The sequence below is a fragment of the Robiginitalea aurantiaca genome (assembly GCF_030380815.1).
GTDB lineage: Bacteria > Bacteroidota > Bacteroidia > Flavobacteriales > Flavobacteriaceae > Robiginitalea > Robiginitalea aurantiaca.
Genome location: NZ_JAUDUY010000001.1, coordinates 285,539 through 298,641, shown reverse-complemented (window position 1 = coordinate 298,641; position 13,103 = coordinate 285,539). Strand labels below are relative to the sequence as shown.

The window sequence follows — 13,103 nt, the reverse complement described above, 5'->3', positions numbered from 1 at the left end:
GTTTTAATAATGGTTTGTTTATGGAAGACGAAGAGATTATGGTTTTGTTACATTGCGCCTAACGGTCTCGTATATGAGCCATCCCGTCCCGACAGCTGTCGGGAGCTATCGGAATAATGGCTTATATACATTGTTACCTGCTGGCTAATTTTCATTCTTAATATAGTTTTCTACCGATAGTAGTAAGGAATCTAAATCCTTTCGGCTAAAGTACCTGCCATTGGTAAATACCGCTTCAATTTCCTGTGTATTCTTTATATCCTCAAGTGGATTTTTATTCAGTAAAACCAGATCTGCAATTTTACCTTTTTCAATGCTACCTATTGTATCTGTAGTATTCTGATACTTTGCCGGGTTTATGGTTGCGGATTGCAGCGCTTGCAAAGGAGTCAAGCCAGCATTTTGAAGGCTTAAGATCTCGTCATGCAGGCTGAATCCACAGACAAGCCCGACTTCACCCACGTCAGACCCGGCCAGAATGCCTACCCCGGCTCTTTGCATTTCAAACACCAATCGTTTTCGCATTTCTTCTACCTCCGGGATAAAAGGACTGCGAAATTCTCGCATGACCGGCTCATATTCATCTTTAAAAAAATCGTATTCTTCCTTGGGCATATACTTCATTCTAGGGTCTAGTTTCCAGTCTTCTGCCCCATCGAAATAGATTTCCAAATGCTGTAAAGTGGGTACAAACCAGGTATTGTTTCTTATGAATTTCTCATAGAGTTCATGACATTTTTGTGAGTTAAATGATTTTACCAACTCGTACATCAATTCATTCACGTTTTTTGCGTTCCAATAGCCCAATTCACCCTGCTGATTGGTGAATAAATGGATTACTCTGGCCCTAACTTCTTCATGTTCAATGTCCGAACACTCCATAAACAAAGGAATTTCGGTGTGTTCAATACTTTTCTGTCCGGCATCGGAGGCTATGGAGGGACTAATAGTAAGGGGTACATGGCCGGCAAATTCGAGGTCCAGTCTTTTCGCTTCATCGGTAAGGCCGAAATAGGCCTCAGATGTCAACACATCGTATATCTTGATAAAATCGACATCACGGTCTTTAAGCAATCTGGCCAGTTGTCTTCCATGCTCCTCGGTCTTGGGTTTAAGCACCGTAGATTCACCCTTTAAAGTTCCATTAATATAGTCACTTGCTAAAATGGTTTTGGGACCCAGTAACTTTCCTTCTTTGATTTCCTTCTGCAATATTCTGTACTGAGCAATAGTCATATCCGGATCTCCACACGGCGGATTAAGGCAATCTGCGGCCATTATCCTAATACCGGTAATGCCATTGGCAATAAAAAGAGGATAACCGGCATTCCTGATATCAGACTCATTGAATAAATGAGCATGCATGTCCCAGAGACCTGGGATAAGGTACTTTCCGCTTCCATCGACTAATTTGCCAATACCAGATAAGCTAATACTATCTGTTTGAATGATGGTTTTGATTTTATTCCCACTAATGATTACAGTCCTATTTTCATGTAGTTCACCAGTTTTTACATCGACTATGTTTACTTTCTGAATGGCGAAGTCATTCTGGCCAATTCTAACTTGATTTGATTGGCAACTCATTAAAAGTGCAATAGTGAAAACAGACAGAATGGCTAGGTGCTTCATTGGATATTTTGCTTGCAGGTAACGTATGTGTATAGTGCATTATGCACTATATATCCTTTATAGGCCTAAGATAGCAAATCGTCAATACCTTTGAAGGAATGCTCAGCTACATGTGTATAAATCTCAGTGGTCTTACTTGAATTATGTCCCAATAGCACCTGGATTTTCCGAAGATCTACCCCTTTGTCCAGCAAATGAGTGGCAAAACTATGCCGTAGCATATGCGGAGTTACGTGTTTACGAATTCCCGCCCTTACCCCTGCCCTGCTCACAACCTTTAAAACACTGCTAGCCGAATATGGACCTCCATTTGGGCCTTCAAACAGGTAATGATCCGGGTTATAGCGGTGGAGGTATTCCATCAGTTCAGGGATCAGTGTTTCACTGAGAATAGAATACCTATCCTTGTTGCCCTTCCCCTTATGAATCCGTACCATCTTGCGGTTAAAATCAAGGTCTGCAGGCATTAATGCCAACAATTCAGCCCGCCTTAATCCTGAAGAATACAGTAGGCCAAGTATACAGCGATGCTTGAGATTGCCAACCTGGGCAAGGAGGCTGTGAACATCGGCTACCGACAGAATTTCGGGCAGCTTCTTCCTTTTCCGGGGTCGTTCGATACTGTAAAAGCGATTGGGCATACCCAGAACCACCTCATAATAAAACTTAATGCTATTTACTGCTTGGTTGATGTAAGAGGTAGATCTGTTCGAGCGGGAGAGGTGAAGTAAATAATCCCGTATGTCATTCTCATCGATTTGAGCCAGCGATATTCCTTCGAAAAAGCGCATGAACTTCTCGAAACAGGCTATATAGATCCTGGCTGTGTTTTTGGAGTATTGCTTTAGTTCCAGTTTATCCAAATAATTCTGTGGGCATATACTCGGACGACTCACAGGCGTAGGATGCTCGGTTTGTTTGAACTTTTCTGAATTGTTTTTGGTTGGGAGAGGCCGGGAACCAAAGAAGTAATTCCCATTTACCCAGGCGATGCCTTTGAAAGTTTTAAAAATCAAAGCAATGTTATCTCGACTGTTGGGAATGAAATACATGCCGAATTCATCCGACCACCCCACCTCGGGCAATCGTTCCACAAGGGCAACAAGTACACGGTCCGCTCTGAATTGAAGCCCTATGGAACGTTTATCCCCAACTAAAATATGTTTTAGTGTAATGCTCTTTTCTAACATGGATGGATATATCCATAAAATTTAATCGCTTGCACTGCAATAACTCTGCAACAGAAATGTGGATTTGTCCACCCTCGAATATCAAAATATAGCGTTGTAGGAGCGTAAGCGGATAAAGCAAGAGGGTAACCGGCTACCGCCGGTTACTAAATCATAATCCGCTTATTTTCTGTTTGTTACAATGTAATATGCAATCCTGAGAACCTCGTTTTTATGACAAAAGCGCCTTAACGTGCTGATTATCAGCAAATAATTATGATAAAAAATGGATTTTTCTCTAAATGATTGCCTTCGCAAGCAGGCAAGTTTTGGTAAGATTTGGGTTAAAAAAGTGCTCTTGAATTGACTCGGGGAATGATACGGCAAAGCCTTGGAGAACAAGAAAAAAGGGGTGAAACTGTTAAAATTTGGGGTGTTTGCAAAATGTTTGCAAATGAAAAAAGCTTCAGAAGTCTGAGACTCGCTGAAGCTTTATGTTTACTGGGCTCCCCCTCTTGGGCTCGAACCAAGGACCCTCTGATTAACAGTCAGATGCTCTAACCAACTGAGCTAAGGAGGAATGTCTCCATTTGGAGGACGCAAATATAAATGTTTCTAAACAACTGCCCAACAAAAAAAACGGGATAATTAATTCGTAAAGGCCTTGTAAATATCATTTCCGTTGGCAAAGACTACCAGGGCTAGTAGAATGAAAAACCCAGCCATTTGGGCATACTCCATAAATTTATCACTCGGCTTTCGTCCTGAGACCATCTCATAGAGCAAAAACATCACGTGGCCCCCGTCCAGTGCCGGGATCGGCAGGAGATTTAAAACCGCCAGCATTATGGATAAAAACGCGGTTATACTCCAAAACTGCTGCCAGCTCCAGGTGTCCGGGAAAATATCGAAAATGGCCTTAAAACCACCCACACCTTTGTATGCCCCGGTACTCGGGGTAAAGATTTTCTTCAGTTGCAGCCAATAGCCGCCGAGCTGGTTGCTGAACTTTTTAGCCCCAACGGAAAAACTCTCCAAAAATCCGTATTTCTTCTGTACGATCTGGAAATAGCCCATTTCCTCGAACTGCTTATAGGTACCCCCGGGTTGTATCCCCAGTTTTCCATCTTCGCTTACATTCAGGGTCAGATCCACCGGCTGGCCATCCCGCATCACTACGGCCGGAACTTCCAGCCCTTTGTTTTCCTTAAGCGCAACAATGGCCTCGTCGTAATAGGAAATTTCCGTTTGGTTGAGGCGTTTGAGTATATCCCCTTTTTCCAATCCGGCCTGGGCATTGTGAGAGGAATCCGGTACATTCCCTACCAGAAAGGGTACACGCAGTTCAAAAAAACTAAGGTCGTCTCCTGTGCTGAGCTTGCCTAGAAAATCTACGGGCAGTTCAATGGTGATCGGTTGCCCATCCCGTTCAACGGTAAAACGCTCGGCTGTGATCATATTGCGGCGAAGGTCCGAGTAATTCTCGTAGGCAACCCCGTCAATCGAAACGAGTTTATCCCCTGTCTTAACGCCGAGTTCTGTAAAAACCGGGTTGGTCACCCAGTACCCATCCTTAATGCTTTCTGTAGAAATATCGGCATCGCCGTAGTAAAAGGAGGCGAAAATATAGATGAGCAGAGCTACAATAAAGTTAACCGTCACCCCTCCCAACATGATAATCAAACGCTGCCAGGCCGGCTTTGAGCGAAACTCCCAAGGTTTTGGAGGTTCGTTCATCGCCTCGGTATCCATGCTCTCATCGATCATTCCGGAGATTTTGACATATCCCCCCAGAGGCAGCCAACCGATACCATAAACCGTATCCCCGATCTTCTTTTTAAAAAGGGAAAACTTTACATCAAAAAAGAGGTAGAATTTCTCGACCCTTGTTTTAAAGGCTTTTGCAGGAAGGAAATGCCCCAGCTCGTGCAGCACAATCAACAGAGAAAGGCTGAGCAGGAACATTGATGCTTGGATAACAATGGCAGACATAAAACGCTTGAATCGATTAAAAACGAACAAAATTACGCTTTTGAGGGCGCTTTTAAAAAGAAAATAGACACCCGTTGTCTTCTTTAAGAAAGATTTAGCAGCAGTACCTGTCTTCGCAGTTGATAGAGACAGCAGCGCAATGTACCTTTGTGCAAACATCAGGCACGTATGCGGGCTTTCTTCGCCAGGTTTAAAATTTTTGGTTTGGTAATGCTTGGGATTTCTGCGGTGATCATTGTGCTTTTCTACAATGCCCTGCAGCCCAAAGAGGTATTGCCTGTCTATCAACCTGCAGATTTTAACCCGGAACTCGTTGCCCCTGAGCTTTCCCACGTTAAGAAATACCACACCATAGCCGATTTCTCACTTGTCAATCAGAACGGGGACACCGTTACCCAAAAAGATTACGAAGGAAAAATTTACATAGCCGATTTCTTTTTTACCACTTGCCTGACCATCTGCCCGATCATGACGGATAACATGGAGTACCTGCAGCAGCAGATCGCAGACGATCCGGAAGTGCAGCTGCTCTCACATTCCGTTACACCCGAAATAGATTCAGTTGCCCGGCTGAAAGAATACGCAATTGAAAAAGGGGTTATCGATTCCAAATGGAACCTGGTCACCGGCGATAAAAAGCAGATTTATGAACTGGCCCGAAAATCGTACCTCGCTGTTAAAACAGATGGGGACGGCGGCCCCTTTGACATGATTCATACCGAAAATTTTATCCTGGTGGATAAGGACAAACGCATTCGCGGGACATACGATGGCACCAAAAAGGCGGAAATGGAACGGCTTCTTGAGGATCTTAAGATCCTGAAAAACAGCAATCAATAGTAATTGTGACTGGCTTTTTGACTTTAAAAGCCTGCAAATTCGCAAATTCATGTATTTTTGTCCTTAATTAAAATCAATCTAAATAAGCTTTGGTTTTCACAGTAGCACATCTCAAAAGGGGCGAAAAAGGAATTATCAAGGAATTCCGGCAAGATGTGCTGCCAATCAAACTACTCGAATTGGGGTGTTTGCCGGGTAACCAGGTGGAACTTATTCAGATTGCCCCCCTGAAAGATCCGATCTACATTAATGTCAATGGTTCGCATATAGCCATACGTCGCTCGGTGGCCCTGCAGATTGAACTCGAACCCATCGCAGGCCATGAGTAAGGACATCAAAGTAGCCCTCATTGGAAACCCCAATACTGGAAAAACATCCGTATTCAACACCCTGACCGGCCTGAAGCAAAAGGTGGGAAACTATCCGGGAATTACGGTGGAGAAAAAGATAGGGCTCTGCAAACTCTCCCGTGGCGTTAAAGCACATATCCTGGATCTCCCGGGAACCTACAGCCTGAATACGACCTCACTCGATGAAAGTGTAGCCGTTGAATTACTGCTAAATAAAAACGCCCCTGATTTTCCTGATGTAGCCGTTGTGGTCAGCGATGTGGAAAACCTGAAGCGGAACCTTCTGCTGTTTACCCAGATTAAGGACCTTAAAATTCCTTCAATCCTGGCAATCAATATGGCCGACAGGATGGATTATAAGGGCATCAGCCTGGATATCCCGAAAATGGAGAAGCTGCTCAATACCAAAATAGCCCTTTTGAGTACCCGCAAGAATACCGGGATCGAAGAATTAAAAACCCTAATTGAAAAATATAAGGAGCTCCCAAAATCGGAGAATCTCGACATCTCGGTAATCGACCCATCTTATTTTAAACGGCTGAAAAATGCCTTTCCGGGCGAGGACCTTTACAAGTTATGGGTGGTGATTACCCAGGACGTCAATTTTACCCCCCTTGATAAAAAGGATATTCAGTCCCAATCTCCTTTTGAGATCAAGTCTGGTGCCGAATTGAAAAGACTCCAGCATAAAGAAACCATCCTGAGATATCAGTATATCAACGGGATCCTCAAGGAAACCTATAGCGTGGATCGGCAGGCAGCCAAGGGCTGGCGGGCCGGCCTCGACAAAATCCTTACCCATAAAATATTCGGATATCTGATCTTCTTTGTTATTCTGCTTACGATATTTCAGGCCATTTATGACTGGAGCAGCGTTCCGATGGATTTTATTGACGAGCAATTTGCCGCGGCCAGTGAATGGGTCAAAAACACCTTGCCTCCTGGTGTTTTTACGAATCTCATCGCCGAAGGGGTAGTTGCAGGTATTGGGGGTATTGTCATTTTCATCCCCCAAATTGCCTTTTTATTCTTTTTTATTGCCATCCTGGAAGAATCGGGATACATGAGCCGGGTGGTCTTCCTGATGGACCGGCTGATGCGGCCTTTCGGGCTGAGCGGGAAAAGTGTGGTTCCACTAATCTCGGGAACTGCCTGCGCCATTCCGGCCGTAATGGCAACCCGAAACATCGAAAACTGGAAAGAACGCCTGATTACCATTCTGGTAGTTCCCTTTACAACCTGTTCCGCCCGGCTGCCGGTATATCTGATCATCATTGCCCTGGTGATTCCCGAGGGTCGCTTAATGGGGCTGAGTTATCAGGCCTTAACCCTTATGTCGCTGTACTTGCTGGGGTTTGCCGCCTCGATCCTCGCGGCAAAAGTGCTTCACCAGATCCTCAAAGTCAGGAGCCGGAGTTTCTTTATGGTAGAAATGCCCAATTACAAATGGCCGCTTTGGAAAAATGTCTTTTACACCGTTGTGGAGAAGACAAAGAGTTTTGTGTACGGGGCGGGTAAAATCATCCTGGCCATTTCGATCGTATTATGGTTTCTGGGTTCCAACGGGTTTTCCGATGAATTTAAGAATGCAGAGCAAATCGTTACCGAAAGGGTGGCACAGGAAGGGCTTTCCCCGAATAGTCAGGCTTTCGTTTCAAACAAATTGGAGGAGTTCACAGCAACGATGCCTATGAATATTACCGCGGATGGCAGCCTCACACCAAGTGCAGCCGTTCAGGATTCCCTTTCCATACTCCAGGCCGATCTCAGGACCCGGGTCATCAATCAGGAAATTGCCAGTTACCGCCTGGAACATTCCTTTATTGGGAAAATGGGAAAATTTATTGAGCCCGTCGTACGCCCGCTCGGATATGACTGGAAAATAGGAATTGCGGTCCTTACTTCCTTTGCAGCACGAGAAGTTTTTGTGGGAACGCTGGCCACGATTTACAGCGTAGGCAATGACGAGGAAGAAACCATAAAAAATAGGATGTCAGCAGAAGTTAAAGCCGATGGACAGCCACTTTTTAACCTGGCCTCCGGGGTGTCGTTAATGCTTTTCTACGCCTTCGCAATGCAGTGTATGAGTACACTGGCTATTGTTAAACGTGAAACGAATAGCTGGAAATGGCCCTTGCTTCAGTTGGGCTTTATGACCATCATTGCGTATCTTACTGCTTTAACCGCTTACCAATTACTCTCGTAATGTCCTGGAATTGGCAATACTTTTTCATGTATCTGACCCTGGCGGTCTCCGTAGGCTATTTATGCTACAAATTCATTTGGCCACAGGTGCGAAAAACCAAAAAGGCAGGTCCTTCCAAAAGCTGTGGCGGCTCGGATTGCGGATGTCACTAAGGCCGCATCAGTTTCCTGTTCAAAAGAAATTGGCAATAAAATGGTAGCCAAGCAAGGCCCAACCTGCAAGCAGCAACAAACCTCCCAATGGCGTTATAGGGCCCAGAAACCGCCATTTTTTTCCAAACGCCTCACTGAGTACAAGTCCGTATATGCTAAAGGAGAACAAAAGTATGCCAATCAAAAAGGCCTTCACAATATAGCTCTCTAAGTCCGAAGTGAATGAGAGGTTGAAACTCAGCACAAGCAATAAGACCGCGTGTAGCAGCTGATAGCGCACCCCGGTATCAAAGGCCTGCAATTGAGATTCGCTTAATTTCCCTTTCAAATAATGCGCGCCAAAAGCGCCGAATAAAACCCCTAGAAACCCCAGCAGGGATCCCATTACCTGGGTTAGTAAAATATTTTCCATCAGAATTGGTGCATTGGAGGTTCACTTAAAATCTGCCCATAAATATAACTGATCCTATTGTTGCCTCCCTTGGTCATTATGAATACCTTGTAAAAAAATTTCGATGATGAAAAAAGTGCTTATCCTGCTCCTTTCAGGTTCTTTCCTGCTTTCCTGTGGAAATTCCAAGAAGGTCGCCTCTGGCGATGATGTCGATATCGAAAAAACACTGGATGACGCGAATGCAGCTGTACTTCCACTGGTGACCCGAATACAGAAACTACCCGGGGTAACCCTCAGAGGTGGTGTCCCGGTATTTATCAAAAACTCCAATACGACTTCCGGACGTCCGCCATACCCGCTTTATGTGGTCGATGGACTGATTGTTGGGAATTCCTTCAGATCTGTGGAGAATATCGTTCAGCCTGTGGATGTAGCCGATATCAAAGCGCTTACAGGCTCTAACGCCTCGGTTTACGGCACCAGGGGAGCCAACGGGGTTATCGAAATAACCACGAAAAAAGGGAATTAAGCCCACGTGTTTGAATCCATAAAGAAATCATTTTTGGATTACTCCCGGTCGTAAAAAAACTGTTCCCAAACGATCTTTCCATCTGCTACCCGATAAACCGCAAGCTCTGAAGACTTAGAACGCTGCTGGGAGGGTTTATGTGTGGTATCCATTTCAAAGCGAACTGTAAACCAATTATCCGCAACAATCGGATCGGATACCTCAACGTGGTGTACGTCAAAAGTTTCTGCCCACCAGTCCCCTTTCTTTTTAAGGCCTTCCATGCCTTCTATATGCCCCATTTCGGAGTCATCCCCTGTTTCTATACTGACAATCGCCGGGCTGTATAGCTCCATATAGGCTTTTTCCCATTCTCCTTTGCGACAGCAATCCACCAGGGTGCTCGCTATTTGATCTGTGTTCATTATACTCGGTTTTTAGGTTTGCAATAAGATACAAGAAATTCAAGTACATCCCAAAGTGCTCACTGAGTAAAGATCCATGGGAATATTTGATGCTGATTCTTGAAACCCGCCCCTATTTTAACTACTTTTCATCTCGATCCAATTTACACCTCCTATGAAATTAAGTATCACATTCCTGATCCTTTTCTGCTGTTTTTCACTTTGTGCCCAACAGACGCGTTTGCTGCGCCAGCCAACACTTTCAAAATCCGAAATCGTATTTGTTTATGCTAATGACCTTTGGAAAACGAATATTTCAGGAGGCAGAGCGGTGCGCCTCACATCCAATGAGGGTTATGAATCCAATCCCCATTTTAGTCCGGATGGGTCAATGGTAGCTTTTACGGGTCAATATGATGGGAATACAGATGTTTTCGTAGTTCCCGCCACGGGTGGAGAACCCAAACGATTGACCTGGCATCCCGGGGCCGATATCGTTCAGGGTTGGACACCTGATGGAAAGGTTTTGTTTCGCTCTCAAAGGAAGGCACACCCCACCCAAATGAGCAAGTTATATCTCATAGGACTCGAAGGGGGGCTGCCACAGCCCACTCCTCTCCCCAGGGCGGCCTACGGAGCATTCTCCCCTGACGGCACACATATCGCTTATACTCCGATTACCTCCTGGGATCCGGAATGGCGAAATTATCGGGGAGGCCAGGCCATGCCCATATGGATTGTCGATATGAAGACCATGGAACTGGAACGGACCCCGCAGAAGGATAAAGAACGCCATTTGGATCCTGTCTGGTACGGCGGGAAGGTTTACTATATCTCAGAACGGGACTACGCCGCCAACATCTGGTCTTATGACCCCACATCGAAAACGGAGACGCAACACACCTTCCACAAAAAGTTCGATGTAAAAAGCCTCGATGACGGGCCATCGGGCATCGTATATGAACAGGGCGGTTACCTGCATATTCTGAATCCGGAAACGGGTAGTACGCAACAGGTCAGCATCACCGTGGAAGGAGATATGAATTTTGCGCGTCCCAGGTGGGAAACGGTAGATGGTAGTGACCTGCAGAATCCACGCCTGAGCCCTAACGGAAAACGCGCCTTGTTCGAACATCGGGGAGAGGTATTCAGTATACCGGTAGACAAAGGCAGCTGGAGGAATCTGACAAAATCCTCAGGCATTGCAGATCGTGCTCCGGTCTGGTCACCTGGAGGTTCAAGCGTCGCCTGGTTCCGGGATGCCAAGGGAGAATATGAACTGGTGGTTGCCGACCAGAAAGGCGGTATTGAGCGAAGCTATGCCCTCCCGGACCCTACATTTTATTTCCGGCCGACCTGGTCTCCGGATGAAAAGTATATCGCCTATACCGACACCCACTACAACATATGGGTGATCGACCTGGCTGATGGTAAAACCCTAAAGATCGCCACGGATGGGTATGCACATCCGAATCGGGCAATGAATCCGGTCTGGTCGCCCGATAGCAAATGGATCGCCTATGCCAAACAGCTCGACAGTCATTTCAAGGCCATCTTTGCTTATAATATTACGAGCGGGAATACGGTGCAGCTCACCGATGGTATGGCAGATGCACTTAGTCCTTCCTGGGATGCCGGAGGGGAATACCTTTACTTTCTTGCCAGTACAGATTATGCCCTCCAATCCGGATGGCTGGACATGAGTTCCCTGAACATCCCTTTTTCCAGAAGCCTATACGCCATTGTTCTGTCCGGGAAAGGTTCGGCTCCGAATCTCCCAAAAAGCGATGAAGCAGAGATCGCTTCCTCAGATGAAGACACCGAATCGAAAACTGCCAAAGCAGGGGAATCCGGGGATGGTGAAAAAAAGATTACCGTCACCCTGGATCCGGAGGGAATTCAAAGCCGAATCGTCGGTCTTCCCCTGCCGGCCCGGAATTACACAGCCCTGGTGGCAGGTCCGGAAAACAGCATTTTTATAAGCGAGAACATTCCTAACAATACGGGTTTGACCCTTCATAAATACGATGTTGAAAAATTGGAGGCCAACGCATTTGCAGAAGGCGTCCAAAGCTTTGTGGTTTCGGACTCCAGAGATAACATCCTGTTCCGACAAAACTCCGACTGGAAAGTCGGACAGACAAAGAATAAGGACGCCACCGATGCCAAACCCCTTAAAGTTTCCATACAACTTCAAATAAGGCCAACCGAAGAGTACCGTCAGATTTTCCGGGAGGGCTGGCGTTATATGCGTGATTTCCTTTATGTTGACAATGTACACGGCGCTCCCTGGGATGCCGTTTATCAGTGGTATTCCCCATGGGTGGAACACGTACGCCACAGGACAGACCTCAATTACCTGGTCGATATACTGAGTGGGGAAGTCGCCATAGGACATTCCTATGTGTCCGGAGGTGACCAACCGGATGTAGACCGGGTCCCTGTAGGCTTACTGGGATGTGATTTTAAAGTTGATCAGGAACGGTATCGCCTGGATCGCATCTATTCTGGCGAACAATGGAATCCGGACCTGTATGCACCCCTCGCCCTCCCCGGTCTCAATGTTTCTGAAGGGGACTATATTATCGCTGTAGATGGAACGGAGCTTACTGCCGGGATGAACCCGTACGCTTTGCTGGAACAAACTGCAGGACGGGAAATCTACCTGACCGTCAGTGCCTCAGCGGACGGGAAATCCCCAAGGGAAATCGTGGTCAAACCGGTCACCAGTGAATACGGGCTTCGAACGTTCGATTGGGTAGAGGGAAATCGGCGTAAGGTAGACAGTATCTCCGGAGGACAGCTCGCCTATGTGTATGTTCCCAATACCTCCTCGCAAGGCTTTGAGTATTTCAATCGGTACTATTTCTCCCAACAGGACAAGAAAGGGGTGATCATCGATGAACGCAATAATGGAGGGGGGTTTGCTGCAGATTATATGATCGACATTATGGACCGGGAGCTCTTTGGATACTTTAACAGCAAAACCGAGAGCAACCGACCCTGGACAACCCCAATGGCGGGAATTTGGGGGCCGAAAGTAATGTTGATCAATGAACGGGCGGGCTCCGGAGGGGACTTGCTTCCCTATATGTTTCATGCGAAAGAACTCGGACCCCTGATCGGCACGCGGACCTGGGGAGGTCTGGTCGGGACATGGGACACCCCACCTTTTATCGATGGCGGCAGAATGGTCGCCCCCAGAGGCGGTTTCTTTGATGTAGATGGAAAATGGGCTGTCGAAGGAGAAGGCGTCGCGCCGGATATTGAAGTCATACAGGAACCCGCCGCAGTGATCAAAGGCCATGATCCTCAATTGGAGCGCGGAATTTCAGAGGCGTTAAGACTTTTGGAAACCCAACGTTTTGAAATGTCAAAGGAACCCGCAGCCCCTATGCGTTGGAAAAGACCCGTGGGTTTTGACCCGAACGATCCTGAGAAGGATTAAGCCGGCGG

At 46.3% G+C, this 13,103-nt stretch carries 10 protein-coding genes and 1 tRNA gene; 5 read left to right on the top strand and 6 right to left on the bottom strand.

Going from position 1 to position 13,103, the window contains the following annotated elements; all coding sequences use genetic code 11:
* Positions 1-144: 144 nt before the first annotated feature.
* The 4 genes from QU605_RS01310 to rseP form a co-directional block, all read right to left on the bottom strand.
* Positions 145-1,632 carry an amidohydrolase family protein gene (locus QU605_RS01310; RefSeq protein ID WP_289723451.1) on the bottom strand — a complete coding sequence of 496 codons (1,488 nt, stop codon included), beginning with the start codon at positions 1,630-1,632 and terminating at the stop codon, positions 145-147.
* A gap of 65 nt (positions 1,633-1,697) precedes the next feature.
* Positions 1,698-2,822, bottom strand: a complete 1,125-nt coding sequence (gene xerA / locus QU605_RS01305) for a site-specific tyrosine recombinase/integron integrase (protein WP_289723450.1) — start codon at positions 2,820-2,822, stop codon at positions 1,698-1,700.
* A 485-nt stretch (positions 2,823-3,307) separates the two neighbouring features.
* Positions 3,308-3,381: transfer RNA gene (locus QU605_RS01300), tRNA-Asn, on the bottom strand.
* 68 nt (positions 3,382-3,449) lie between these two features.
* Positions 3,450-4,793 (bottom strand): RIP metalloprotease RseP, encoded by a 1,344-nt coding sequence (rseP, locus tag QU605_RS01295; RefSeq protein ID WP_289723449.1) that lies wholly within the window; start codon positions 4,791-4,793, stop codon positions 3,450-3,452.
* Positions 4,794-4,961: 168 nt separating this feature from the next.
* Between rseP and QU605_RS01290 the strand changes: the two genes are divergently transcribed.
* From QU605_RS01290 to feoB, 3 genes are all read left to right on the top strand, one after another.
* Positions 4,962-5,633 (top strand): SCO family protein, encoded by a 672-nt coding sequence (locus tag QU605_RS01290; RefSeq protein WP_289723448.1) that lies wholly within the window; start codon positions 4,962-4,964, stop codon positions 5,631-5,633.
* An 89-nt stretch (positions 5,634-5,722) separates the two neighbouring features.
* Positions 5,723-5,962: a FeoA family protein gene (locus QU605_RS01285; protein ID WP_289723447.1), complete on the top strand. Its 240-nt coding sequence runs from the start codon at positions 5,723-5,725 to the stop codon at positions 5,960-5,962.
* Positions 5,955-8,189: a ferrous iron transport protein B gene (gene feoB, locus QU605_RS01280; RefSeq protein WP_289723446.1), complete on the top strand. Its 2,235-nt coding sequence runs from the start codon at positions 5,955-5,957 to the stop codon at positions 8,187-8,189. The genes QU605_RS01285 and feoB overlap by 8 nt, the downstream gene beginning before the upstream one ends.
* 171 nt (positions 8,190-8,360) lie before the next feature.
* Here the strand turns inward: feoB and QU605_RS01275 are convergent, their stop codons facing one another.
* Entirely contained in the window at positions 8,361-8,753 is a 393-nt protein-coding gene (locus QU605_RS01275; RefSeq protein ID WP_289723445.1) for a DUF423 domain-containing protein, read from the bottom strand.
* A 103-nt stretch (positions 8,754-8,856) separates the two neighbouring features.
* Between QU605_RS01275 and QU605_RS01270 the strand changes: the two genes are divergently transcribed.
* On the top strand, positions 8,857-9,264 hold the full coding sequence (locus QU605_RS01270) for a TonB-dependent receptor plug domain-containing protein (protein ID WP_289723444.1): 408 nt from the start codon (positions 8,857-8,859) through the stop codon (positions 9,262-9,264).
* Between the two features lie 38 nt (positions 9,265-9,302).
* Here the strand turns inward: QU605_RS01270 and QU605_RS01265 are convergent, their stop codons facing one another.
* Positions 9,303-9,668 (bottom strand): nuclear transport factor 2 family protein, encoded by a 366-nt coding sequence (locus QU605_RS01265; RefSeq protein ID WP_289723443.1) that lies wholly within the window; start codon positions 9,666-9,668, stop codon positions 9,303-9,305.
* Between the two features lie 154 nt (positions 9,669-9,822).
* Here QU605_RS01265 and QU605_RS01260 point away from each other — a divergent pair, with 154 nt between their 5' ends.
* Positions 9,823-13,095, top strand: coding sequence for a S41 family peptidase (locus QU605_RS01260; RefSeq protein ID WP_289723442.1), 3,273 nt, complete (start codon positions 9,823-9,825; stop codon positions 13,093-13,095).
* Positions 13,096-13,103 lie beyond the last annotated feature (8 nt).